The sequence below is a fragment of the Aestuariibaculum sediminum genome (genome assembly GCF_014596945.1).
Classification (GTDB): Bacteria; Bacteroidota; Bacteroidia; order Flavobacteriales; family Flavobacteriaceae; genus Aestuariibaculum; species Aestuariibaculum sediminum.
The window spans coordinates 807447-833171 of record NZ_JACVXB010000001.1; the positions used below are offsets into that span (position 1 = coordinate 807447).

Consider the following 25725-nt stretch of genomic DNA (forward strand, 5'->3'; position numbering starts at 1 on the left):
TCTAAATTTAAAATAAATTAATATTATTACGATTTTACGAAAGATTATTTTGATTTGAGGACTATTTTACCCTCTTCAGAATTAAGGGAGTACCCAAATTCCATAGGCACTAAAACAGTGCGTAAAGCCAATTTTAAATCATCATGAATAAAGCCTCCTGTATAACGCTTATTTACATCAACGTTTGAGGTATCGAAAGAAATATTGTATTGATTTTCTAAAGCAATTAAAACCTGTTGTATTGGGGTGTTAAAAAAAGAACTTTCGCCTTCCACCCAAAGTGGTTCTTTTAAATTAAAGTTATAGGTTTCAATGGTATCATTAAATATTCGAACAGCGTTACCTGGATGCAATATTTTAGATTCTCCCGTATTTTTTCTTGTTACACGAACTTTACCCTCTTTACACAACACTTCAAAATACATATTGCGTGTGATTACATTGAATTCGGTACCTAAAACTTCTACTTCACCTTGATTGGTAATAACTTTAAAAGACGTCCCCTTCTCAACGTCGAAAAACCCTTCGCCATTAAATTGAATTACTCTATTGTTTTTCCAGTTTCTGGATTTAAATGAAATATTAGAATTTGAATTAAGCTGCACTTTGGATTGATCGGGAAGTACAATAGCAAGTTTTTCGGAAAAACCTGTTTCGTATTGTGTATCTTTTGAAGTGAAATAAAAAATCCCAAAGGCTAAAATAATTGTTGCGGCAACGATATAAGCCCAGTTGGAAATCGATTTTACCTTAGAATTATCTTTTGAATTAAACGTTCGATTTGCAATTTTATTAAAGACAGCAATTTTATTAAACTGCGGCCCTTTAATACTTTCGGTAGCCGTATTGATTTTATTGTAAATCTCGTAATCCTTACTATTCTTAAATTTTTCGAGTTCTTCAGCTGTTAATTCGCCAGCAATCCATCTCGCTAAAAATAATTCATCTTTATTAAAATCTTCCATTGCTGAATAGTTGTTATATCATTAAAACAGTTTAAACCCGTTGTACCCTACTTTAATTATCAATTAATTGATCTCTTAACTGTTGCAAAGCCTGACTCATACGCTTTTCAACAGCCTTAACCGAAATACCTACAATCTCGGCAATTTCACTATATTTCTTTTGATCTACTCTACTCAACAAAAATACTTCGCGTTGTTTATCGGGTAACTTTTCTAAAGCCAATTTTAATTTCCCCAAAAACTCCTTTTCTTCCAACAAATATTGAGGTGTGATTGAATCGTTTTTTTGTTCTTGTAAATTAAGATGCTCCAAAACTATTTTTTGATGTGCTACTTCATTTAAAAACAAATTTCTTGCTACCGTGTATATATATGATTTGGCTTTTGTAAACAGGACTTTAGAGCAATTTTTCCAAAGTTTAATGAATGTTTCCTGAACAATATCTTCAGCTTGCTGCCGATCTCCGCATTTGTAATAAATAAATCGATATAAGAGGTCAGAATACTGATTATAAATACTTTGAAAGACATTTTGTTCGCAAACAGATTTGTTTTTATGATCCATAATTTGCTAAAATCCTAAGGGGCTAGACATCCAAATTTAAAAAAATATAAATAAAAAGTAGGGTATCGAAGACTTTAACTGTTCTATAATAAACGAAAGACTTAACATAAGTTAAATTTTACTTAAGTCATTAAGCCTTTTTTTGTTCCCAATGTAAACCCCAAATCTAGCATTATAGCTAACCTACATCAGGAATGTTTTAAGTTAGAGAAGTGAATAGCGAATTTGTTACAAACTTTATAAACTAAACTTTGTTTCAAATTCGCATCCTTTCACTTTTAAGTTTTTTATTGAAATGTGTAACTGGTTCTTTCAAACTGACTGGCTCTAAAATATCCGAAAGAATAGTTTTCCTTATTAGTTACATTAACACAGTTTCCTTTTAAGTTTACACCATTTGAAGAAAATGGATTTCCGCTCGAATAGTATTGCTCAACAAGAATACGCATATAGTTAAAGTATCCTTCTGATATCCCGTAAAAATCAATATCTACTGTATCTCCAGGTTGAAATTCGGCTTGATCATTATCCTCATCATCTTCCTTTTCAAAAAAGTAACGAATTTCATTTCCATCGGAAAACTCGTCTGGAAAAACTTCTAAATAAGGAAATAAATCACCGTCTTCATAAAATCGAATAAAATAATAATTATCAATACCAGCAGGATCATCGAAATAGATATTTACTTCTAATAAATCTTCATCTAACCCTCCGGATACAGATTGATTGACTTCATTAATATCAGGAACTGACATTAGTGTCTCGGTAGCTCGATATGTTTCATTATTATAAATAACCTCAAGTTGATACGAATTATTCAAAATCGGGTTGAAAGCTGTTGTTGTATAGGTACCATCGTTTTGATTTGTAAAATTAAACACCTCATTCGTATCCGTATTTGTAACCACAACAGTAGCATTAGTTACAGAGGTGCTGGTGTTTGTTTCAAAAAATGGCGTAGAGGTACTCAATTTAATGGTTTGATTATTCCCTTGTGTACCTTTCTCCCAGTCTAAAGAGGCCTCAATAACCAATCTTATTTGGCCTTCCGGAACGTCTACCTCAATAACATCTTCGCAGGAAAACAAACTTAAACCCGCTGCCACCAGAATTGCTATATGTTTAAAATATGACTTCTTCATTTTTTAAAATTTAAAATTATATGAAACAGATGGAATAACACCAAAAATTGAAATACGTGTCGCTTCATTAAGTCCAGTTTGGTCGCTTTGGCGGAATGATATTGAAGCCGCATTTCTACGATTATATACGTTGTAAATGCCAAATACCCATTCTCCTTTCCAATTATTATCAGGCTTTTTATTAGGCTTATACGTTGCCGATAAATCTAACCTATGATAACTTGGAAGTCGATCTCCGTTTCTATTTGCATAAGTAGCTACCGAAAGACCTTCATAGGTATATTGTCCGTTAGGATACGTTACAGGACGGCCTGTTTGAAATATTAAATTAGAACCAAAACTCCACTTATCGTTAAGTTTATAATTTCCTGTTATCGAAATATCATGAGTTCGGTCAAAAGGAGTATTATACCAGGCTCCGCCATTTATTCCTGGCCCGCCAGCTTTACCTCCGAGCGTACGTTGTTCTGATTTTGATAAAGTGTAAGCAAACCAACCGGTGAAATCTCCTTTATTTTTTCGGAGTAATAGCTCTAAACCATAAGCACGAGCCTCTCCATTTAAAATCTCGGTTTCTATATTGTTATTTCCAATCAGGTCCGATCCGTCGATATAATCAATTCTATTATCGACCGTTTTGTAATACGATTCTAATTCAAGAGCATAGGTGTTATTCTTGAATTTTGTAAAATAACCTATTGCATACTGATTGGAAAGTTGTGGTTTTATGTATTGACCTGAAGGCGTCCACACGTCTAAGGGTGTTACCGAGGATGTATTAGAGAGCAAATGTAAATATTGAGCCGCTCTGGTGTAACTCGCTTTAATAGCCGTATTATTATTAAGCTGATAAGAAAGTCCAAATCTCGGCTCCAAATTGTTAAATTTCTTAATACTCTCTCCTTTTTCATAATAGGTTTCATCCTGAGCTTCACCGCGTTCGTAAATATCCAAATTAGAATTATAAACAACCGGCTGATCGTTAACATAATTAGTCATACTTTGTCCGCCTAATCTGAAAAAAGAAGATAATCTTAATCCATATTGCATGGACAATTTATTGCTAATTTCGTGTTCTGCACTTACATATAATCCTCCTTCAAAAGCCCTTTTTTCATCTAATTTTAAATAATTAATGGACGAGGTTTCGGTACTCGGCTCAATTTCTCCAGGATTTAGATTATAAGTAATACCACTAACACCAAAATCAAGGTTTATTTTATCATTTAAGTAATATTTTAAGTCGTATTTGAGGTTATAATTTTTAATATCGGCTAACCAGTCGAGTTCAATAAAATCGAGTATAATTTGGTAATCATACTTACTGTAAATAAAGGATAAATTAGAAAACAGTTTGTCGCTAAATATGTGGTTCCATCTTAAATTACCCGATGCATTACCGTAATTGTTTTTTATAACACTTGAAAGGTTAAATACATCACGACCAAAATAACCCGAAAGGTAAACCCTGTTATTATCATTTATTTGATAATTGGTTTTTAGATTTAAATCATAAAATGAGATTTTATCATCTTTTAAATCTTCTATCATTTTCATTAACAGATGTGCATATGAAGCTCTACCAGCAACTAAAAAAGAGCCTTTATCGCCTAATATTGGACCTTCGGCCGCTAACCGACTTGAAATTAATCCTACGCCGCCATTAAAGCTAAAGTCTTTGCTGTTTCCGTCTTTCTGCCTTACATCTAAAACAGATGATACACGCCCACCAAAATTGGCAGGAATATCGCCTTTGTAAAGCTTTATATCCTTAATCGCATCAGCATTAAACACCGAGAAGAAACCAAAAAAGTGTGATGTATTATAAATAATCGCCTCATCTAATAACACTAAATTTTGATCGGCCGCACCTCCTCTTACATTAAATCCAGCCGAACCTTCGCCGTTATTCGTAACCCCAGGAAGTGTTTGAATTGACTTTAAAACATCTACTTCTCCCAGCACCACCGGAATTTGTTTAATAGTACCGGAATTAAGCTTAGAAACGCTCATTTGAGGTTTTCTAATAGCAATTTGTTCAGGTTCTTCAGCAACCACAACCACTTCATCTAAAGAGGTAGAAAACTCCTCCAATTCAAAATCTAAAGTGGTATCTGCATTTAAATCAATTGTTTTAGTAATGGTATTATATCCTAGATACGATACTATTACGGTGTAATTTCCTTTTGGAGCTGTTAATGAATAAAAACCGTATTCATTGGTAATCGAACCATTATTGGTGCCTTGCAAGAAAATAGTTGCCCCTATTAACGTTTCTCCATTGGAGATGTCCTTTAAGGTACCTCTTATTGTGTACTTTTCTTGCCCCCATATTAAACAGCTAAATAACATACTTATGCATATCGCAATGTGCCTCATATAAATTGCTTTCTTAAAGTTATTTTAAAAATCAATATTGATATTTTCCTAAACTGGATTAATTTATAATGAAAGAAAAAAGCCACAAACAAAAAAGCTCAGATAATAATCTGAGCCCGTTTATTTGAATTAATTCATTCTATTATTTCTTGTATGCCTCATTTAAAGCATCGGTTATCGTTTTTGTTAAATCATTATCATCAGTTCCGTACATTACTGTAGCGGCTGCTTCACTTGTACCTAATATATAAGTATAACCATTTTTCTTGCCATAATCTTTCACAAACGCTTTAACATGATTAATTACAGAATCGATATCCGCCTGGAATTCCTTTTGCATCATTTGCTGCTCCATTTGCATTTGTTGTTGCAATTGCTGCTGCTTTTTATAAATCGGTTCCATTATTTGCTGCGCCTTGGCCTGAGATGAACGTTGTGCTAGAGCTTGCTTTTCTTGCGCTTCAAGTTGAAACGCCTGCCCTATACTATCGGCCCTTTTTCTAAAAGCAGTTTCCTTTTCTTCATATTTAGTTTCAACATCCTTCTTCTCTTGATAGTCGTTAATAACCGTTCCGTTATCTACAAAACCAATTTTTGCCTGTTTTTGGCAAGAAGAAAATGCAATGGCAATTGCTACCAAGTAAATAATTCTTTTCATGTTAGGTTTGTTAAATTTTAAATTCAAATGTAATAAAGTAATGCCTAAGTTGATAAATTTTATATTTTATTTAGATTATAAATAATTCCTATATCTAAAACAACATACAATAAAAGGAACTTATATAAAATAACGTGTTTTAAGACGTTTTAAGACGTTTTTATTTTTAAGTCTAGTGTTTCCCTGCAAAACACACTAAAAAACCAAAATAAACCCTTAAAATTAGATTTATTTGTTTTTCAAGACATAAATTAAAGAAGAAGCTTCTTTTGAGGATATAGCCTTTATATTAGAGCGCAATCCAATAACAAAACCTTTGAGATAATTCATTTTTCCCGTTTTATACTTTTCAGAAAGGAGACTCACATAAAACGCATCGAAAGGCATTGGAATAATGTTTTTAACATGCATTTCAATTTTTGAAAATAATGAAGCTATTGATTTTGCATTAAAATGCCAAAGGTGTCTTGGAACATCGTAAGCAGCCCAGAAGGATTTATAATATACCGCATCGTAACTTTTATAATTTGGAACAGCAATTATTAAAGTACCATTTGGTTTTAGTACTTTTTTAAAACATTTAATTTGTACTTCAAGATTTGGTAAATGTTCTAAAACATGCCAAAGCGTAATCACATCAAAACTATGGGAATCAAATTTGGACAACTGATTAACATCAAAAACAGCATTATTGGTTTTCCTGTTTGCAACTCCCCTAGCCTCTAGGTTTGGTTCAATTCCAAAAACAGACCAACCATTTTTTTTTGCTGTTTGTAAAAAATCACCTGTACCACAACCAACATCCAAAATAATTTTTGAATCGGTTTGCAATGAATTTATTAATTGCAGTTTTTTGTTTAAGGCATAACTTCTAACAAGATGATACGCTTTTTCAAAAACATTTCGTTTCGCATCGGTATGCGAAATATAATCGTCGCTTTTGTAATATTGAGGAAGTAATTTTAAATCGGGTTGCGGATGCGTTTCCAAAAATCCATATTCAGAATTTTCAATTAAACTAAACTCCTCTCCAGAAACAGAATGGTCTTTTACTTTTAAATACACGTTTTTTGTGTTTTCTTTTACCACGAATAAAACTAAATTTTAATGAGTTTAAACGATTTTATCGCGAATAACTTTCTGTTTTATCCAACATATTTTTAAACGTTCCACGTGGAACGTTTAAAATTTATCTTCCCATATAAACTAATAAAACAGAAATATCATTAGGAGAAACACCACTAATTCGTGATGCCTGAGAGACTGTAGTTGGTTGTACTTTTTTTAATTTTTCACGAGCCTCAAAACTCATTGATTTAATTTTAGAATAATCGAAGTTCTCAGGAATTTTTACATATTCCAAACGACTCAATTTATCGGCATTATTTTTCTCTTTTGCAATATACCCCGAATACTTTACTTGTATTTCGGTTTGCTCTATAATTTCACGATCTAAATTATTTTCTTGAATATAATTCTCTACACTTTCAATATTTCTAACATCATCCATTTCGATATTAGGACGGGCAAAAATTTTAAATAATTTTCCAGATTGTTTTACTGGTGCCGATTTTTTTAATTCAAGAATAGGATTTATCTCCTCAGGTTTTACACTTGTCGCTTCAAAAAAGGACACAAATTCTTTAGCCGCTTCATGCTTTTCCTCCATACGTCGTAAACGCTTTTCAGAAGCCAGACCTAGGTCATAACCTTTTGGAGTTAATCTTAAATCCGCATTATCCTGACGTAACAATGTTCGGTATTCCGCACGAGACGTAAACATGCGATAAGGTTCTTCTGTACCTTTTGTTATTAAATCATCAATTAATACTCCAATATAAGCTTCATCTCTTTTTAAGGTAAACGGTTCCTTTTCCTGAACTCTTAAACTTGCATTAATACCAGCCATTAGTCCTTGAGAAGCTGCCTCCTCATAACCGGTAGTACCATTAATTTGCCCAGCAAAATAAAGTCCATTTATAATCTTAGTTTCTAACGTGTGTTTTAATTGCGTAGGTGGAAAATAATCATATTCGATAGCATAGCCAGGTCTAAAAAATTTCACATTTTCAAAACCAGCTACAGAACGTAAGGCGTTAAATTGTACATCTTCTGGAAGCGAAGTTGAAAAACCATTTACATAAACTTCACACGTATTCCAACCTTCCGGTTCAATAAATAATTGATGTCGGTCCTTGTCCGCAAAACGATTAATTTTATCCTCAATAGATGGACAATATCGTGGACCCAAACTCTTAATTCTACCATTAAACATTGGCGACCTGTCAAACCCTTCACGTAACAAATCGTGCACCAACTCACTTGTATAAGTCATGTGACAAGAGCGTTGTTTTGTTAATGGTTTTGTAACATCTAAATAAGAAAACTTTTCAGGATTATCGTCCCCTGGCTGTTCAGTCATTTTTGAATAATCCAGAGAACGTCCATCTACACGTGGCGGTGTTCCTGTTTTCATTCTACCAGAATCAAAACCTAAATCCACAAGTTGTTCCGTAATACCAGTTGCGGCCTTCTCTCCTGCCCGACCGCCACCGAAATTTTTATCACCTATATGAATCAAACCGTTTAGAAATGTTCCATTGGTTAATACCACCGAACGCGCTTTTATTTCAATTCCTAAGGATGTTTTTACACCTACAATTTGATTACCTTCTATGAGTAAACCTGAAACCATTTCCTGGTAGAAATCTAAATTTGGAGTACCTTCTAAAAGCATGCGCCAGTCTTCTGCAAAACGCATACGATCACTTTGCACTCTTGGACTCCACATCGCCGGTCCTTTAGATTTGTTTAGCATTTTAAATTGAATAGCTGAAGTATCGGAAACAATTCCACTATACCCTCCTAAAGCATCAATTTCTCTAACAATTTGCCCTTTTGCGATACCACCCATTGCAGGATTACAAGACATTTGAGCAATGTTTTGAAGGTTCATGGTAATAAGTAATGTTTTACTCCCCATGTTAGCAGCAGCAGCAGCAGCTTCACTTCCTGCATGACCTGCACCAACAACTATAACATCATAAACATCATTAAACATAACGTTATTTTTTTTATGTGTTCCACGTGGAACACTAACCGATTTTTAAATTTTGAATTTGCAAATATACATTGATTTACTGAATATTATGCAAGCTGTTCCAAATAGTAATCCTCCTTTTCCCGCATCAACTTAGCTTCAGAAGTTGATTTATCCTTATAACCACAATAATGTAACACACCATGAACTATAACCCTTTGAAGCTCTTTATTGAAAGGCACATTAAAATCTTGAGCATTTTCCTTAACACGCTCCACTGATATGAATATATCACCCTGTATTAACTTACCAACAGTATAATCAAAACTAATTATATCAGTAAGTGTCTCATGATCTAAAAATTCAACATTCAGTTTATATAAATAATCGTCATCACAAAACACATAATTTATTTCTTCTAACTTAAAACCTTCTGTCTCAATTACAGTAACAATCCAATTTGTTATTTGGTCTTCATTATCTATTTTAAAATCTGTTTCGTAATTAAAATTAATCATCCTGTTGTTTAAAATATACTTTAACTTTCTTTTTATAATCCGGCTGCAAAGGTAATGTTTGTTTATTCAATATTTCAGTAGTATTAAAATATTGTTTTGCATTTGGTAGTTGATTAGAAGTACTGTTTTTAAATTGCGAAAGATTAGTATCTGACTTTCTTTTATTATCTTCTCCTTGTTCGAATTCAGCCTTTTCTAACTTCAATAATTGATGCTTTAAATTAGTCATACGTTGAAGGGTTTGCTGATTAAAACCTTTATTCAATAAATCAAGTTCAATCTGCTCCATAGATCTTGTAAGACGATCTGTATTAGAATTAGAACCTTGATTGGAAATCCTTTCTTCCAAAGCATTTCTTAACTCCTGTTGTTTCTGATAAATCTCATACAACAACCCATTAAGATCTTCATTATTACCTTCACCATCCTTACTATCATTACCCTCCTGACCACTTTTCTCTTTTCCTTTATTGTCTTTCTGTCCTTCCTTTTGGCCTTCGGACTCCTCTTGCTTTGGTTCACCTTCTTCACCCTTCTTCATTCCCTCTTCCATCATCTTATTTAATTCTTCCTGGCTCATAATAATATCTTGCAACTGCATATCACCTTGTCCATTAGAACTTGCAGACATGTTCAATTGTTCTTCCATATTATCCAAAATAGTACTTAAGAGATTAGCAAGATTATTTGCTGCTGTTATGGTGAATTGTTGACTTGAAATGCCCTGATACAATTGTCCTTCAGATAAGGAATTCAATGCTTTATCTATATTATAATACACCTCTGTAATTTCTTTATTAACTTGCTCCGATAATTTAGGTTGACGCAACGACAACGCAAACAAACTGTCATCAACGTGCTCAAAATGTTCTTTAAGATTATTTTGTGTTTTTAAATAATTGGCATACTTACTATGGCCATCTTCAATACCTTTAAACTGATTCATTAACGCTTCTTCATCAAAAGAAAATAGAACAAGATTATCTAATATTTGTCTCAGCATTTCTACATCCTCTTGCAATTGATCTCCGCTACTACCCTGCATAGACATTTGCATGCTCTCGGCATACTTTTTCATTTTTTGAGCAGCCCTCTTTTGACTATTTTTTACATCGTTAAGTCCACCTTCTTTAGTTTGATTCTCATTTCCATTCTTATCACCAGGTTTATTTTCTTCTAATTTTTCGAGACCATCCAAAGCTTTATGTTGTTCTTCCTTTATATCCATTTCCTCTAATTTATCTTGAGGTACATCCAATGGCTTTTTTAACTGTTTATTTTCCTTTTTGAGTTCATTTAGTTCTTCGGTTAATTTTTCGAAACCCTTGTTTAAATCTTCCTGCTTTTCCTTAGTATTTTCATCTTTATTTTGATTTGATAACTTATCTTGATTTATAGCCTGTTTCATTAAATCCTGCTGCAACCTATCTAATTTTTGTTGTACATAAAAACGTTTCGTTAGTTCCACCAATTGTTCCAAACTACGTTTCTTATTTTTATTTTGTTTAGCTAGTTCATCCAATTGCTTAGCCAATTGTTCTTTAGTAATTTTGTCTTTAAACTTTTCAAGTTCTTCTAATAATTTCTCATCTTGCTTAAGTTTTTGTTCATTTTCTTCAAGTCTTTTTTCAAGATCTTCTTTAAAACTATCATTTTCATTATTAGGAATTTTCTGAATATTTTCCTTAAGTTTTTTATTAAATAGTTTCATCATTTCATCTTGCTGCTTTTGCCGCTCAAAAAACGATTCTATCTTCCTTTTGTCATTAAAACTTAAAGATTCCTTTTCCTTTTGTGTATTTGACAATTGTTCTAACTGCTTCTCCTGTTCTTCAAAAGATTCTAGAGATTTATTTAAGTCATGAATGGTTTCCTTTTGCTCATTTAAACGCTTTTCTGTTTCTTCTTTCTCAGTACGTTTTCTATAGGAGAAAACTTCAGATTTAACACTTTTATAATTATTAATTGCATCATTATCTGTGGCCTCGAAAAATAGTTCATACGCCATCCCTTCTTTTATTTCCAAATCATTTGGAAATGCTGATATAAATTCATCAAAATTGGATTTCTTTATATCAATATTCACCTTGGAAACCAATTGAGGATTATCTACCGGATAATAAATCAATTGTAAATCTCGTAAACCATAATCATCACTAACCTGTCCATAAAAATAAAGAGTTTGTAAATCCAAACTATCCATTTTTTTTGTGACATTTAACTCGGGAAAAGCATCTTTTACCACGTTAATACTAAATCCTAAACTTTCGTAATTTTTCAAGTGTTCATTACTGGTACTAATTGTATAATTTAGTGACCTTCTAACCTCCCTATTGGTATAAAAAACACTATTATCTCGCTTAAATAGCACAGTATCGTTTGCAATAAGCGTTACTTCTTCAGTAGATTTTGTATTTAACCGCCATTCAATTTTTGTGCCTTCAGGAACAATAGCGTTACCAGTACTTTTTAATATTTCATTCTGTTTTTTAGTATATGATGGATAATTTAAATGCATTTGAAAATCCAACAAACTCGGAACTTTAACAACATTTAATCGATATGGCTTTGATGTTACATTATTTGACGTGAGTTGAAATTCTATGGATTCCTTAGGACTTAAAAAAACATATTCAAACGCACCAGAACCCTTCTGCTGTAAATAATAGGATTCATCATTAAAAACTATTTCAACATTCTCAGGAATCACATCACCTGTGGTTCTCACTTCAAGCTTAAAATTATCGTCTTCTACTGCATTTAAATGTTCATTAACAACAAAAAACTTAAATGGTGCTGGTCGTTCATAGGCCGTTTTATAATCCATGACTCTTTGGTAACTTTCACCAAAAACATCCGCTTTTCCACTAATAAAAATTAACAATAAGAGAACAACAGGAATAGCAGCATACTTCACATATTTAATATTGGTATTTAAATTAATTGCGAGTTTAAAAGGAACTGGTGACAGCTCAACCGATTTTTGCTCAATACTTGCTAATAATAACTCATTCTTGTTATCGCTACGATGAAGTTGTAAAACATTTAAAAGTTTATCATTCACCTCAGGAAAGTGCTTTCCGATAATTCTGGAAGCTTGCTCATAATTTATACCTTTTTGAATTTTAAATAATTTAGCGAGTGGCCAAACTAGAAATTTTAACAATAATCCAACTTCAACACATATAAAAAGCCAAAATAAAAGTGTGCGAATATGTGTAGGTAACCATAACGCATATTCAATGAATAATGTTAATAGAAAATATAAAAAACCTATTGAGAAAAATAATATAGCCCCTTTTAATAATTCATTATAATAATAACGTTTTATAAAGGCTTCAAGCTTTCGTAATATATTGTTAAAATTGGTCACAGATATTGGCTTTATAACCTATAAATCTACAATTTTATTTTTTAGAGTGTTTATAATAATGTGTTAATTGTATCTTTGCAGCAAATTTTTCAAACATGACTAAAAATGTTCGTGTGCGTTTTGCACCCAGCCCAACAGGACCTTTACATATAGGAGGTGTTCGTACTGCATTATTTAATTATTTATTTGCTAAAAAACACAACGGCACTTTTGTTTTAAGAATAGAAGACACCGACCAGAATCGTTATGTGGATGGTGCCGAAAAATACATTATAGATGCTTTAAACTGGTGTGGCATTCCTTATGATGAAGGAATTAACAAAAACGAAAAATTTGGCCCATACAGACAAAGTGAACGCAAACATTTGTATAAATCTTATGCCGAGCAACTTATAGCTAATGGCAAAGCATATTATGCATTCGATACAGCCGAAGCCTTAGACGCACATAGAAAGGATCATGAGGAAAAAGGAAAAACTTTCATTTATAATTGGCATAATCGTTTAAAATTAAACAATTCACTATCGCTAAGCGCTGAAGAGGTAAATGCAAAATTAGATGCTGGAGAGGATTATGTTATTCGTTTTAAAAGCCCTCAAGATGAAACGCTTCATTTAAAAGATATTATCCGTGGTGATATTAAAATAGACACTAATATTTTAGATGATAAAGTACTTTTTAAAAGTGATGGAATGCCAACATACCATTTGGCAAATATTGTAGACGATCATTTAATGGAAATCACCCACGTTATTCGTGGTGAAGAATGGTTGCCAAGTTTAGCATTACATTACCAATTGTACGAAGCCTTTGGATGGCAAGCTCCAGAATTTGCTCATTTACCATTAATTCTTAAACCAACAGGAAAAGGAAAGTTAAGCAAACGTGATGGTGATAAATTAGGATTCCCTGTATTCCCTCTAAAATGGACAGATCCAAAAACAAACGATGTATCACGTGGATACAAAGAAGATGGCTACTTTGCCGAATCTGTAGTAAACTTTTTAGCCTTTTTAGGATGGAATCCAGGTACGGAACAAGAGATTTTTAGTTTAGAAGAATTAGTACAATCGTTCGATTTAGCACGTGTCAATAAAGCAGGAGCTCGTTTCGATCCCGATAAAATTAAATGGTTTAACCACCATTATATGCAAGAACAGCATAACGACGAATTAGCAGAATCATTTAAATCCCAACAACCTGAAATAGCTCATATTGATATTAATTATATTTCGTTGGTTATCGGTCTCGTTAAAGAACGTGCGACATTTGTTAGCGACTTCTGGGAATTAAGTCATTACTTCTTTATTGCTCCAACAGAATATGATTCTAAAGCCTCTAAAAAAGCATTTAAAGAAGGTACTAAGGAAATTCTATCTCAGGTTATTACAATACTTGAAGCCAATGAAGATTTTACTGTTGACACTCTTCAAAATGAGATTAAAGGTTGGATAACTTCTAACAGTATTGGTTTTGGTCAGGTAATGATGCCTTTACGTTTAGCCTTAGTTGGGGCGTTACAAGGTCCTGATGTTTTTGATATAATTTACATGATTGGTAAAAATGAAACCATAAAAAGAATTCAATCTGTAATTTCACAATTATAATTTGATACTCTATAACATTAAAAAAGCCATCTTTAAACGAAGATGGCTTTTTTATAAACTAAATTTTGATTGACTAAAAGGATACATTTAATCCTAACACCAACATATTTTGATGTCCTTTAAACGTAGATTTTCCGCCGTCGGTATTTAAATTTTTCGAATTCAATTTCTTTAACATATTGGTGGCCCCGTACAAATACTGGGCTCGTAGTTTTACATACTTATACCCTGCAGTAATACCTGCAACTCCATTAATATTAAAACGTGTTATGCTTGTAATATCTGCTGCCTGTAACAGGTTATAATTATTAACGTAATAGTCTTCATAGGCTTTATCCTTTAGTTCCAAATCGCTATTATACTGTAACATCGGCCCAAAATCTAAAGTTACATGAGGCGTACCTAATTTAATATGCCCTAATAATGCTATTTGAGCAGCAAACATTTTATATTCTACAAATTCCTGTTCATTACTGATAATTTCAGGACGGCTAGAAACACCTATATTACTCTCTGAAAGTTGCATTCCAAAACTAACATTATACCAGCGGTGTGGAATATCGACAGTAGCCCACATTCCCCCTAAAAAACCCCATTCTTTACTGGTAGTAAAATTGTCGGTAGCAATATCAAATTGAGTCATGGCTCCAAATATAGAAAAGCCATTAGTGATTTGATAATTTCGATGTTGAGAAAAAGATTTTGTAACAAAACATAGCACAATGGCTACTAATAAAAAGAAAGGTTTAAAATTCATTGGTTAGTAGTTTATCAACCAAATATAACATATAATTTTTGTATCTTAATTTATTATAACTTAATTAAATATTCTCATGAACTTCTTCTACATTCCCGTCGTTATACTCGTTGCTTTTATTTTTATTTCCTTTGTATTTACCGTAAAACAACAAACCGCTGCTATTATTGAGCGCTTTGGAAAATTTCAGAGCATTCGCCATTCTGGGTTTCAGTTAAAAATTCCGCTTATTGATAGAATTGCGGGCAGACTTAGTTTAAAAATTCAGCAATTAGATGTTATTGTAGAAACGAAAACTTTAGATGATGTTTTTGTTCGCTTAAAAGTTTCGGTGCAGTATAAAGTAATAAAAGATAAAGTTTATGATGCCTTTTATAAACTTGATTATCCTCACGACCAAATAACCAGTTATGTTTTTGACGTGGTACGTGCCGAGGTACCCAAGATGAAACTCGATGACGTTTTCGTTAAAAAAGATGATATTGCCTTAGCTGTAAAAGCAGAATTAAATGACGCCATGTTAGATTATGGTTTCGATATTATAAAAACTTTAGTTACCGATATTGACCCCGATGCACAGGTTAAAGCAGCCATGAATCGCATTAATGCTGCAGAACGTGAAAAAACAGCTGCACAATATGAAGGTGATGCGCAACGAATTTTAATTGTTGAAAAAGCCAAAGCGGAAGCCGAAAGTAAGCGTTTACAAGGTCAAGGTATTGCCGACCAACGTCGTGAAATAGCAAGGGGTTTAGAAGAATCGGTTGAAGTTTTAAACCGTGTTGGTATAAATAGTCAGGAGGCCTCCGCCCTTATTGTCGTGACACAACATTACGATACTTTACAATCGTTAGGAGAAGAAACTAATAGTAATTTAATTTTACTACCAAATGCGCCACAGGCCGGAAGCAACATGCTTAACGACATGGTTGCCAGTTTTACCGCAAGCAACCAAATTGGAGAAGCCATGAAACAACAGAAAAATAAAAAAACTAACGATTAATAAAACAAAAAAGCCCTTCAATTGAAGGGCTTTTTATCTAGTTTTCAATTATGAAGTAACTACTAATTACTTGCTGTATAAATACGAGCTTCTTTGTCCTTTTTACCAGGTTTGTAATTTTTATATGCAGGTCCCATTAACTCAGATCTTTCATGACCTGTAGCTACCTTTGTATATTCTGCATCGGATTCCTTTTTCCAAACTTTTCTGTTTTTATAAGCAGGTCCTGTTAAATTAGACTTTGTTTCGCTTGTAAAAGCAGGTTTGGCTTCAGTTTTATGTTTCCAAGGTTTATAATTTTTATATGCTGGACCTTTTAAATCGCTTCTATCTTGAGAAAATGCACTAAAAGATACAAACACAAAAGCAAGGATAAATAATAGATTTTTCATGATATATGTATTTTGTTTTTACAAAGTTACATGCAAAACCTATGTTTTTGAGATATGCGAAATCACGGAATTTTAATCCGTATAAATACGGATAAATGACCTTAAATTAAATTTAATTGCGTGGCTTTTTTAATTAATTCGGCGGTATTTTTTACTTCCAGTTTCTTTAAAATGTTAGCCCGATGTGTTTCAATCGTTCGGCTACTTACAAATAATTGCGATGCTATTACTTTTGTTGTCAACCCTTCGGCTATTAACCCCAACACTTCTTTTTCTTTTTTTGATAAAATATTTTCACTTACCTTTTGATCAGACATAAAATTGATCATTTTTTCAGCAATTGTCGGACTAAAATATTTTTTACCCTTATTTACAATTCTAATAACCTTAATAAGCTCGTCCTGGTCTGTATTCTTCAATAAATAGCCATATGCGCCACTTTTTGCACATTTTGCTATATAGTTACCATCATCATGCATAGAAATGATTACAGGCTTTATTTTAGAGTTTAAGCTTTTTAGTTGCTTTAATACTTCAAATCCATCCATATTTGGCATGGTAATATCTAATAATACAATATCAATTTCTGGATGTTCCTTAATAACCTCAAAAAAGGCATTTCCGTCGGCAACACTTTTAATGATATTAACATCGTCATATTTCTTTAACAACTCGGTTAAACCATTTCTAAATAGTTCGTGATCGTCTGCTATAATAAGATTAATTGGAATCATAATTTACGGGAAGTTCTATTTCAAATGTTGTTTCTCCTTTCTGGGAATTTATATCTATTTTACCGTTACATATTTCAACGCGTTCCTTAATATTAATTATACCTGAACCTAATTTTACGGTTTCCATATTGAAACCAATACCATCATCGAAATAAAAAAAGGAAATAAAATTTTCAAACTCCGACAAGGATAATCTTATATGTTTGGCTTGTGCATGTTTTAGACTATTATTTATCAATTCCTGTCCTATTCGAAATAAATTAATAGCTTGATTTTTTGTTATTCTACTTTCTTCTGCATTCGTTAAATCTTCAAATACGATATCAATATCAGAAGATTGTTTAACATTTTCTACGAAATTACGCAAAGCGGCACCAACACCAAAATCATCAATAGTTGATGGCATTAAATCGTTAGACATTAATCGGATTTCCGAAATCGTTGCATCCAACAATTTAATCATTTCCTTTCGCTTTTTTTTATTCTCAATTCTATTTTCAACATAAAATTTTAAAGAGGTTAATAACGGACCTATACCATCGTGCAACTCTCGTGATAGTCTACGCCTTTCGTTTTCCAATCCATCAACCATTAATCGTTTTGTATTGATGCGATTTCTATTTTCGTTATTCCTAAATTCAATAAGCTTATCACGCATTTTTAATAAACTTATCCCCAATACATCGTTATCTCCTTTTGGGGTATACTCCGCATTTAAATTCATTTCCCCAATTTCTTTAGAAAAGGTAACAGCTCCCTGTAATGCCTTTTTTAAATTATCTAATGCATTAAACATTTCCCTGATTTCAATAGAATTTTTATTGAAACCTTTGCTTTTATGATAATTTCCAGAAGCCATAATTTTTAGACTTCTTTGCATATTTATAATTGGTGCCGTGATATAACGTGTAATAAAAAGTGATAAAATAACAGCTATAACCATGGTAACGATAATTAAACCAATAAGCCGAGTTTTTAATTTTTGTAAAGGAGCTATTACCTCGCTCCTATCAATTTCAGAAAGTATAGCTAAGTTTAAATGTGATATAGAAATTGGCCCGTATACACTATAAACTTCGACGCCTCGGTAATCTTTAATTACAGCTCTGCCTTCATTTCCAGATAAACCTTCTTTAACGCCTTTTGTGTCTACTGTAATTTGAGTAGGCATTTTATCTGGCCAAAATCTGGAAGGCGAACGCATGGTGTAATTTGCACCTACCAAATAAGATTCTCCGGTATTTCCCATGCCTGTCCGCTCTAGTAAAATGGACTTTAATTTATTATAATCAATTTGTTTTATAAACCTTTTTTCATTTTCACTTTTTATTAATCCAATGACAGGTTCACCAGATTGATCGTATTCGGATAAATCGTAAATACCAGATTTGAAATTCTGTGGAATTTTTTGTGTTGACATTAACACAGAATCTTCTGGAACCCCGTCTTTTTTAAACGTATTCCATTCATTTTGAATTAATTTTTCAATCTGAACTTTTTTTAACGTTTTTATAGAATTTAACTGAAGTAAAATGCGGTCCTCTATAACCTTTGAAAACTCATTATAAAAGGTGATGGATAATATTAAAACCACTATAAAAATTAAGCTATTAACGATAACAACTATAAGGGTTTTAATGCGCATAATTAAAATGAAATGAGATAAAAATTGATTAACATTATACAAATACCACTGTATACACGATGAAGTACTAATCTAAGCATTATTTTTGAACGTTGTTTTACTAAACATATCTTTGATGTGATAATTTCTATTTATCGAATGTAATTTTCAGCTTTGCTTCCGTTTTATAAACAATCAAAAACACCCACAAAAGGTTAGTAAACATAACTATTCCAAGAGATAGAAGGTGATTTCGTTCATCGATAAAAAACCCTACTATCGATGTGAAAAATAAAATTAATGAATATTTTATCATATTCTCTGCTCCACATTTCTGTGCAAAATCCCATTTTTCCTGACTTTCCATTGCTCGTTTTGTTCGATATCCATACCACCAATTAATGTCTTTTGGAGGATATTTTTTTAAAATTGCTCCGGCAATTAATCCAACAGAACCCGTCAGGATACTTGTAAATATTATGATAAAATTGAACGTCATAATTATGGATGATGATTATAAGATATCAATAGTCACATTTCCTCTTTTTCGCCCTTGGTCAACATACGCATGTGCTTTTACTATATCATTAAGCTTAAAGGTTTTATCTATAAAAGGTTTTAACTGCCCGTTCTCGGCCATTTTTTTTATAAGTTTAAGGTGTTCATCTTTCTCTTTGGTTAGCATTTTTACAGAAATAAATACTCCGTTTGTTTTCAACACCTTCTTTGCTTTTGATTTTGTAGTTTTTCCAACAGCATCAAAAACTATATCGAATTTTTCAACGCCTTTAGAATAGTCCTCCTTTTTATAATCTAATAAACCTGAAGCTCCTAATGATCTTACCATATCAAAATTGGAAGCACTGCAAACACCTTTTACCGAGGCACCTTTCTGATTTGCGATTTGAACAGCATAGCTTCCAACACTTCCCGATGCACCATAAACTAAAACGTTTTGTTCTTTTTTTAAATTAGCTTTCTCCAAAAGGTATATAGCCGCCATTGCTCCAACAGGTAATGCCGCAGCTTCATGAAAACTCAAGTTTTTAGGCATTAAATCAACTACACCGTGTTTCCATTTTTGTGGTAAACATATATATTCAGCATACGAACCTGTTTTTAACATTGTAGTGGTTCCAAATACACAATCTCCAACATTAAATCTAGTTATACTATTTCCAGTTTCTTCAACAATTCCTGCCAATTCATGTCCTAAAATTTTTTTCTTAGGTTTGAAAAGTCCGAAAATTAATCTTGCAGGAAGCCAAAATATCCAAGGGAAATCAAAACTTCTTAGTCTAACATCTCCTGTAGTTACGGTAGCTGCATGTATTTTTACCAGAATTTCTTCATCTTTAGGTTTGGGCTTTTCGATATCCTTTAGTTTAAGGACTTCTGGTGGCCCATATTTTTCATGAACTACTGCTTTCATAGTTAATTTTTAGAAATTGTTGAACTATTTAAATGTTACCAATATCAGAATTAATAAAAAATTTCTGTTGTTCATGTGGTTAAAATTATTATTTCTTTTGCGTTTGGTCACAATGAATGGCAACGGTTGGTGCATGTTTAGTTACGAGTCTCGCACAACTAATTTAACAAAAGGAAACTGACCCTTAGAGAAATCCAAAGGATTTTCCGAGTAACAAAGAACCAAGCAATTAATTATACACGTTATGGACAATCGTATTTATTTTTTTAATAAACTATTTCGGTTATTATTAATCGTTTTATGAAATAGTCGTTTAAATCAACTTTTGATTCCAGCATTCGCTCAGCAAAAATATCAGGATTAATTTTTCCAGCAGCGTCACGTATTTTAATATATTCCGTTAGAAAATCCGATTTATTTGATATTGCGTTTAATGCCCTCGAATAGCTTCCATCATAATTTATATCACTCCAATTTTTTCGAGATTCGACTAGTATTGAATCTTCATCGATAGGTTCTTTGTATCGAAAATCTGATACTGATGTTTCATATCTAAATGTTCCGTCTGACTTTAAATGTTTTCGTCGGATATTTAACGTCGCATCACTGTTTTTGTAGAAAGTCAGTTTTTTAGGGTCACTTTCAATCCAAATAGAATCTGGAACGCTGTAAATTTCTAATCTTAATGTGCTTCTTTTTAAATATTCCCTGCTGTTTTCAGAAATGTTTTGACGATACTCCGTCTTTCCTTTAGATAATTCCGCTAAGAATTGATTGTAAGCCTTTTTTATGCCTATATTAGGGTATTGTCTTTTTAAAAAGTCAGATTCAAAGTCATTCACAAGACAAGTTAGTGTTGCGCTGTTTTCTTTTCCTAAAATCTTTTCAAATTCCGTTATTTCTTTTTGGTTTGAACAACTAAGAGTTAGATGTAAAATTATAATTAGATTGATGTATCTCATTCTTCTGATTCATGTTTCCCTCTAAGATATAAGAGTATTACTTAAAGTACAAATTCAAACTGTAATAAATTATTTATAAAATCGTAAGCTATTTTTTTTTATAAGACATTGATCTCTAAATTTTTCTATATTAGAATAACGTGACGTATTACTATTTATGAAGAAGCGATAATACCTTTTTCCAGTTTATAATTATGAAGAATAGATTTTAAAGTATCTAAATAATTCTGCATGGATTCGATGTCTAAATCCAACTTAGGACTCATAGTATTGGTTAAAGTAACCGGATTTTCATCTAAATGCTGATAAAGTTCGGGATAATCAGTTTCTATATAACGTATAAGATGCGATATTTTGGATAGTGTTTTGGTTAAAGGTTTCATATTATTATAAAATTAATTAAAGACTTCCTTAATATATTAATTTTTAAGCGTTTATAAAAGGATTTTAACACTACTTAAAAGGATGTCTTGCTTCCCATTGCTGATTAGGATTCATTAATTTAAAAACCTGTTTTAAAACAGCGTTTAATAAACCATTGGTGTGTTTTAAGTACATAACCATTGGTTTAGCCTCTGCGCCTACCGAACTTTTAATCTCCATTGCAGTTCGCGCATAAACTATATTTAAAAACCTATTATTTATACCAAACTCAGCCATATCGTAAAGCATATTTAAATACAACTGATTTTCATATTGGTGCTCGGCGTCGTACCCTAAAAAATAAGTTTCTAAATCCTTATCGTTTAAAATTAGGGTATAAAACCCAATAAGCTGATCATTTAAATAATAACCAAAAACCTTAAATCTATTATTTAGCTGAAGTTTTAATTGATAAAAATGATTTTTTGGCAGTATAAACGTATTGAATTTAGCATTATTAGACACATTTAAATACAAGGAATACAGCTTATCCTGAAGGTGATTAATATCGTGTAAGTCAAGCTCTTTTGTTAATACCCCATTACGCTTCTTTCTAGCCCGTTTGTATCGAGCTCTATATTTCTTATTTAACGACGACAAATAATCATTAAACGATTCCCAACTTTTAGACACTCCCATAATCATATTAGGTTGCACCTTTACTTTATGTAAGTTATGCAGGTTAAAAAATTGATGCTCATTATTTATAGCATCATCTAGAAAATAATCCTTAAATACCAAAGCACGTATTTTTTTATTTTCATTGGTAAATATGCTTTTTTCCAGATCTTCTAAGGCTTCAAAAACGGTATTTAAAAATACATCACTTCTTATCAAGGCTCCATCAAAATAGATACCGTGCTGACCAGTATGCATTAAATTTCCAACCACTAAAAGGTTACCTTTTAAAATTTTTGAAACCTGATTTTTAAAAAAATCCTTAGCACAGGAAACTTGAGTGGTTCTAAACATATCTTTTAAGTACAGCTTCACACGCTGTACAATAGCAACACCTGCTAATTCATTGTCTTTAAAAACACCTATATAATAAAACTTAATATTATCGGGCGAGGCATGCTCTAATGCTTTTAAATATTGAGATTGAAGAAAAATATCGTGCGAAACAAACGAATTCCATGAATCGGGTAAATGCGTAACATCGCTATATATTTTATACATATGCTCCAAAGAAAATAAAAAAGACTGAAGTTGTTTCCTTCAGTCTCTATATAATTTTAAAAATTACAAAAATTATTGCCAAGCACAAATTATACCACCCATAATAGCTAATGTTACAATCCAGTAACCCGCATTGACAACTATATATTTTCCACTTTTACGTTCAAAAAGGGCATTAGTACCCAGAATTGGGAGCGCAACAAAAATACCTGCTATGACTCCGTGTAAAGCTCCATGACCAAAAGTTCTGTGAGCCGTACCGTAGTCTTCCATAAATGCATGAAATGAGGGTAAAGCATTATCTATATCGCCACCAACCATGCTTATTGCTCCTGTTTGGTGAATGGTAAAAACCTGAAGTGCGAAGGCTAATAAAAAAGCAAAAAATAGTGCTAAACCAAAAATAACGCCCATGTTTGCGCCTTTCATTTTTTCGTCAGTCATGTCGGCAGCCTTCATCCAAGTAGTACCAAAAACTTTAGGATTATACCAAATTGATCCTACGACCAAGGCCGAAATTGCAGCAACAAGAATTGCTAATACATTAAATTCCATGATTAATTAGTTATAGTTAGATACTCTAAATATAGCTAAAATAATCTTGAGTTTGTTAAGTCCGTTTTTAAAATAAAATCTTAAGCGGTTCAAAATTTAAAAGACGAAAGTCATTTGGAAAACAACAATACATTCAAGGTTATCTAAACTTAAATTATTTATTTTACATTGTACTCCAAATGACTTATAATTTTGCAAAAGCGAAAGCAGCGGTAACTTTTGTAAAATTGGTATCGAGAACCTAATTTTACAAAACTATAGCGTATAGCGCGATGGCTTGCCATTTGCCTTTGAAACACTAATTAATACTCTGAGCCTCGGTTACTAAAATAGGGTTTTTGTCTTCTAAAGCTTTATCTATAAATTCCTGAACTTCGCTATTTTTTTCTAAACCATTATCCAATAAAACACCTAAAGTAAGCGTCACGGCGATTCGTGTTCCAACTTTTTTAATAGCCGTATTGAATAACGGTTGAAGTTCTTCGTAACGTACCTCTTTAGCTAATTCTAAAATCTCAGTTTTTACTTTTCGCTGTTTAGCTTCGGGTAAATTGGTGTATTTTTTACCCAATTGCTGAATAACATCAATAGCTTTTTTCTTTGGTGGCTGATTTTTTGGCTTAGTATTTTGATTATTATTTTGCGAATTAGCTGGTTTTTGTTTTGCCCAAGTGTCGCGTAAACCAACCGTTTTATTAAATACTAATTTATCCGACGTTGAATCATTATCTACATTAAAATACCCCAGACGTTGGAACTGGAATCGGTCGCCGATTTTAGCATCAACTAAACTTGGTTCGACGTAAGCTTCAATAAGTTTTAAGGACTTCGGATTTAAAAATTCCATAAAATCTTTATCCTGATGACTGTCGGGAGCTTCATCCATAAACAAACGATCATATTCTCTAACTTCGGCTTTAACCGCATGTTTTATAGATACCCAATGCAACGTTCCTTTTACTTTTTTAGCCGTGTCTTCGGAATAGGTACAATGAATTTCAGTGATCTCACCGTTATCATCTTTAACTATACTATTCGCTTGAATGATATACGCATTTTTAAGACGCACTTCACCACCTAATTTCAAACGGAAAAACTTACTTCCTGCTTCTTCTTTAAAATCGTCTTTTTCAATATAAATTTCTCTAGAAAAAGGCACTTTTCTAAATCCGGCGCTTTCGTCTTCCTGATTGTTTTCGGCATCTAACCACTCTTCTTTGCCTTCCGGATAATTAGTAATAACCACTTTAACCGGGTTTAAAACCGCCATAACACGCGGTGCGGTTTTGTTTAAATCTTCGCGAATACAGAATTCTAAAAGTGATACATCGATAACATTATCTCGTTTAGCTACCCCTACGGTTTCAACAAATTTTCTTAATGCCGCAGGTGTATAACCACGACGGCGTAACCCTGAAATAGTAGGCATACGCGGGTCGTCCCAACCAGCAACCACTTTATCATTAACCAATTGTAGTAATTTGCGCTTACTCATAATGGTATAACTTAAGTTTAAACGGGCAAACTCACGTTGTTTAGGTAATAACGGATATTCGTTTTTACTATAATTATAAACCTGCTCTTTAAACCAGTTGTATAATTCACGGTGAGGCTTAAATTCTAGAGAACATAACGAATGTGATACCTGTTCTAAATAATCACTTTCGCCATGGGTCCAGTCGTACATTGGGTAAATACACCAATCGTTTCCTGTACGGTGATGGTGCTTTTTCATAATACGATACATTATAGGATCGCGCATAAGCATATTGGGATGCTGCATATCTATTTTAGCACGCAAAATATGTTCACCTTCATTAAACTCACCAGCTTTCATTCGTTCGAACAAATCTAAATTTTCCTCAATGGTACGATTTCTGTAAGGCCCATCTACACCAGGTTGTGTTGGAGTTCCTTTTTGTTCGGCCATGGCTTCGCTAGTTTGCGAATCCACATACGCTTTTCCGTCTTTAATTAATTGAACCGCCCAGTCGTATAACTGCTGAAAATAATCTGAAGAATACAGTTCTTTATCCCATTTATAACCCAACCAGGCCACATCTTCTTTAATTGCATCGACATATTCCTGCTCCTCCTTTGCTGGATTAGTATCATCGAAACGTAAGTTTACTGGCGCGCTATATTTTTCTCCTAAACCAAAGCTAATACCTATAGCTTTAGTATGACCAATATGTAAATAACCGTTTGGTTCTGGTGGAAATCGAAATCTAAGGTTGTTTTTTGGCATGCCATTAGCCAAATCCTCTTCTATAATTTGCTCTAAAAAATTGAGCGATTTTCTTTCTTCAGACATACGTGAATTTTATTTCAACTAAATAAGGCTCAAAATTACATAAAAACAAGTTATTATAATGGAATATTGACTATAAGCGTAACAAAATTTAACTAAACGTTAC

General features: G+C 32.6%; 22 protein-coding genes. 2 read left to right on the forward strand and 20 right to left on the reverse strand.

The window, feature by feature from the left end; translation table 11 throughout:
• Window positions 1-44: 44 nt before the first annotated feature.
• From ICJ83_RS03725 to ICJ83_RS03765, 9 genes are all read right to left on the reverse strand, one after another.
• Entirely contained in the window at window positions 45-965 is a 921-nt protein-coding gene (locus ICJ83_RS03725) for a FecR family protein (RefSeq protein ID WP_188228999.1), read from the reverse strand.
• A 52-nt stretch (window positions 966-1017) separates the two neighbouring features.
• Entirely contained in the window at window positions 1018-1530 is a 513-nt protein-coding gene (locus ICJ83_RS03730; protein WP_188229000.1) for an RNA polymerase sigma factor, read from the reverse strand.
• 287 nt (window positions 1531-1817) lie between these two features.
• Window positions 1818-2672, reverse strand: a complete 855-nt coding sequence (locus ICJ83_RS03735; protein ID WP_188229001.1) for a DUF4249 domain-containing protein — start codon at window positions 2670-2672, stop codon at window positions 1818-1820.
• Window positions 2673-2675: 3 nt separating this feature from the next.
• Window positions 2676-5051, reverse strand: coding sequence for a TonB-dependent receptor (locus ICJ83_RS03740; protein WP_188229002.1), 2376 nt, complete (start codon window positions 5049-5051; stop codon window positions 2676-2678).
• A 142-nt stretch (window positions 5052-5193) separates the two neighbouring features.
• Window positions 5194-5709, reverse strand: a complete 516-nt coding sequence (locus ICJ83_RS03745; protein ID WP_188229003.1) for an OmpH family outer membrane protein — start codon at window positions 5707-5709, stop codon at window positions 5194-5196.
• 228 nt (window positions 5710-5937) lie between these two features.
• Entirely contained in the window at window positions 5938-6798 is an 861-nt protein-coding gene (locus ICJ83_RS03750; protein ID WP_188229004.1) for a class I SAM-dependent methyltransferase, read from the reverse strand.
• 100 nt (window positions 6799-6898) lie between these two features.
• On the reverse strand, window positions 6899-8770 hold the full coding sequence (mnmG, locus tag ICJ83_RS03755; protein ID WP_188229005.1) for a tRNA uridine-5-carboxymethylaminomethyl(34) synthesis enzyme MnmG: 1872 nt from the start codon (window positions 8768-8770) through the stop codon (window positions 6899-6901).
• 86 nt (window positions 8771-8856) lie between these two features.
• A complete protein-coding gene (ybeY, locus tag ICJ83_RS03760; RefSeq protein ID WP_188229006.1) occupies window positions 8857-9267 on the reverse strand; it encodes an rRNA maturation RNase YbeY in 411 nt (136 codons plus the stop codon).
• The gene (locus ICJ83_RS03765; protein WP_188229007.1) at window positions 9260-12640 is read right to left on the reverse strand and encodes a DUF4175 family protein; all 3381 of its coding nucleotides are present in this window, start codon (window positions 12638-12640) and stop codon (window positions 9260-9262) included. Before ICJ83_RS03765 ends, ybeY begins: the two co-directional genes overlap by 8 nt.
• 95 nt (window positions 12641-12735) lie before the next feature.
• Between ICJ83_RS03765 and gltX the strand changes: the two genes are divergently transcribed.
• Window positions 12736-14247 (forward strand): glutamate--tRNA ligase, encoded by a 1512-nt coding sequence (gltX, locus tag ICJ83_RS03770; protein WP_188229008.1) that lies wholly within the window; start codon window positions 12736-12738, stop codon window positions 14245-14247.
• 73 nt (window positions 14248-14320) lie between these two features.
• Here gltX and ICJ83_RS03775 read toward each other — a convergent pair whose 3' ends face one another.
• Entirely contained in the window at window positions 14321-15004 is a 684-nt protein-coding gene (locus ICJ83_RS03775) for a hypothetical protein (RefSeq protein WP_188229009.1), read from the reverse strand.
• Between the two features lie 76 nt (window positions 15005-15080).
• Between ICJ83_RS03775 and ICJ83_RS03780 the strand changes: the two genes are divergently transcribed.
• The gene (locus ICJ83_RS03780; RefSeq protein WP_188229010.1) at window positions 15081-16007 is read left to right on the forward strand and encodes an SPFH domain-containing protein; all 927 of its coding nucleotides are present in this window, start codon (window positions 15081-15083) and stop codon (window positions 16005-16007) included.
• 62 nt (window positions 16008-16069) lie between these two features.
• On the opposite strand, the gene ICJ83_RS03785 is transcribed toward ICJ83_RS03780, so the two are convergent.
• From ICJ83_RS03785 to ICJ83_RS03830, 10 genes are all read right to left on the reverse strand, one after another.
• Window positions 16070-16399 (reverse strand): hypothetical protein, encoded by a 330-nt coding sequence (locus tag ICJ83_RS03785; protein ID WP_188229011.1) that lies wholly within the window; start codon window positions 16397-16399, stop codon window positions 16070-16072.
• Window positions 16400-16500: 101 nt separating this feature from the next.
• On the reverse strand, window positions 16501-17133 hold the full coding sequence (locus ICJ83_RS03790; protein WP_188229012.1) for a response regulator: 633 nt from the start codon (window positions 17131-17133) through the stop codon (window positions 16501-16503).
• A complete protein-coding gene (locus ICJ83_RS03795; RefSeq protein WP_188229013.1) occupies window positions 17120-18778 on the reverse strand; it encodes a sensor histidine kinase in 1659 nt (552 codons plus the stop codon). The genes ICJ83_RS03790 and ICJ83_RS03795 overlap by 14 nt, the downstream gene beginning before the upstream one ends.
• 127 nt (window positions 18779-18905) lie before the next feature.
• The gene (locus tag ICJ83_RS03800) at window positions 18906-19256 is read right to left on the reverse strand and encodes an SdpI family protein (protein WP_188229014.1); all 351 of its coding nucleotides are present in this window, start codon (window positions 19254-19256) and stop codon (window positions 18906-18908) included.
• A gap of 15 nt (window positions 19257-19271) precedes the next feature.
• Entirely contained in the window at window positions 19272-20189 is a 918-nt protein-coding gene (locus ICJ83_RS03805) for an NAD(P)-dependent alcohol dehydrogenase (RefSeq protein WP_188229015.1), read from the reverse strand.
• 266 nt (window positions 20190-20455) lie between these two features.
• Entirely contained in the window at window positions 20456-21151 is a 696-nt protein-coding gene (locus ICJ83_RS03810) for a hypothetical protein (RefSeq protein WP_188229016.1), read from the reverse strand.
• A gap of 155 nt (window positions 21152-21306) precedes the next feature.
• Window positions 21307-21534 (reverse strand): hypothetical protein, encoded by a 228-nt coding sequence (locus tag ICJ83_RS03815; RefSeq protein ID WP_188229017.1) that lies wholly within the window; start codon window positions 21532-21534, stop codon window positions 21307-21309.
• Window positions 21535-21604: 70 nt separating this feature from the next.
• Entirely contained in the window at window positions 21605-22753 is a 1149-nt protein-coding gene (locus ICJ83_RS03820) for a GNAT family N-acetyltransferase (protein ID WP_188229018.1), read from the reverse strand.
• Between the two features lie 72 nt (window positions 22754-22825).
• Window positions 22826-23308, reverse strand: coding sequence for a DUF1761 domain-containing protein (locus tag ICJ83_RS03825; RefSeq protein ID WP_188229019.1), 483 nt, complete (start codon window positions 23306-23308; stop codon window positions 22826-22828).
• A 298-nt stretch (window positions 23309-23606) separates the two neighbouring features.
• On the reverse strand, window positions 23607-25622 hold the full coding sequence (locus ICJ83_RS03830; RefSeq protein ID WP_188229020.1) for a glutamine--tRNA ligase/YqeY domain fusion protein: 2016 nt from the start codon (window positions 25620-25622) through the stop codon (window positions 23607-23609).
• Window positions 25623-25725: the final 103 nt, after the last annotated feature.

Bases quoted from the DNA above. Each gene is read 5' to 3' on its own strand.
- ICJ83_RS03725 (WP_188228999.1), bottom strand. From the start codon at position 965: ATGGAAGATTTTAATAAAGATGAATTATTTTTAGCGAGATGGATTGCT.
- ICJ83_RS03735 (WP_188229001.1), bottom strand. From the start codon at position 2,672: ATGAAGAAGTCATATTTTAAACATATAGCAATTCTGGTGGCAGCGGGT.
- ICJ83_RS03815 (WP_188229017.1), bottom strand. From the start codon at position 21,534: ATGAAACCTTTAACCAAAACACTATCCAAAATATCGCATCTTATACGT.
- ICJ83_RS03780 (WP_188229010.1), top strand. From the start codon at position 15,081: ATGAACTTCTTCTACATTCCCGTCGTTATACTCGTTGCTTTTATTTTT.
- ICJ83_RS03800 (WP_188229014.1), bottom strand. From the start codon at position 19,256: ATGACGTTCAATTTTATCATAATATTTACAAGTATCCTGACGGGTTCT.
- ICJ83_RS03825 (WP_188229019.1), bottom strand. From the start codon at position 23,308: ATGGAATTTAATGTATTAGCAATTCTTGTTGCTGCAATTTCGGCCTTG.
- ICJ83_RS03730 (WP_188229000.1), bottom strand. From the start codon at position 1,530: ATGGATCATAAAAACAAATCTGTTTGCGAACAAAATGTCTTTCAAAGT.
- ICJ83_RS03745 (WP_188229003.1), bottom strand. From the start codon at position 5,709: ATGAAAAGAATTATTTACTTGGTAGCAATTGCCATTGCATTTTCTTCT.
- ICJ83_RS03790 (WP_188229012.1), bottom strand. From the start codon at position 17,133: ATGATTCCAATTAATCTTATTATAGCAGACGATCACGAACTATTTAGA.
- ICJ83_RS03830 (WP_188229020.1), bottom strand. From the start codon at position 25,622: ATGTCTGAAGAAAGAAAATCGCTCAATTTTTTAGAGCAAATTATAGAA.
- gltX (WP_188229008.1), top strand. From the start codon at position 12,736: ATGACTAAAAATGTTCGTGTGCGTTTTGCACCCAGCCCAACAGGACCT.
- ybeY (WP_188229006.1), bottom strand. From the start codon at position 9,267: ATGATTAATTTTAATTACGAAACAGATTTTAAAATAGATAATGAAGAC.
- ICJ83_RS03785 (WP_188229011.1), bottom strand. From the start codon at position 16,399: ATGAAAAATCTATTATTTATCCTTGCTTTTGTGTTTGTATCTTTTAGT.
- ICJ83_RS03810 (WP_188229016.1), bottom strand. From the start codon at position 21,151: ATGAGATACATCAATCTAATTATAATTTTACATCTAACTCTTAGTTGT.
- ICJ83_RS03775 (WP_188229009.1), bottom strand. From the start codon at position 15,004: ATGAATTTTAAACCTTTCTTTTTATTAGTAGCCATTGTGCTATGTTTT.
- ICJ83_RS03805 (WP_188229015.1), bottom strand. From the start codon at position 20,189: ATGAAAGCAGTAGTTCATGAAAAATATGGGCCACCAGAAGTCCTTAAA.
- ICJ83_RS03740 (WP_188229002.1), bottom strand. From the start codon at position 5,051: ATGAGGCACATTGCGATATGCATAAGTATGTTATTTAGCTGTTTAATA.
- ICJ83_RS03795 (WP_188229013.1), bottom strand. From the start codon at position 18,778: ATGCGCATTAAAACCCTTATAGTTGTTATCGTTAATAGCTTAATTTTT.
- ICJ83_RS03820 (WP_188229018.1), bottom strand. From the start codon at position 22,753: ATGTATAAAATATATAGCGATGTTACGCATTTACCCGATTCATGGAAT.
- mnmG (WP_188229005.1), bottom strand. From the start codon at position 8,770: ATGTTTAATGATGTTTATGATGTTATAGTTGTTGGTGCAGGTCATGCA.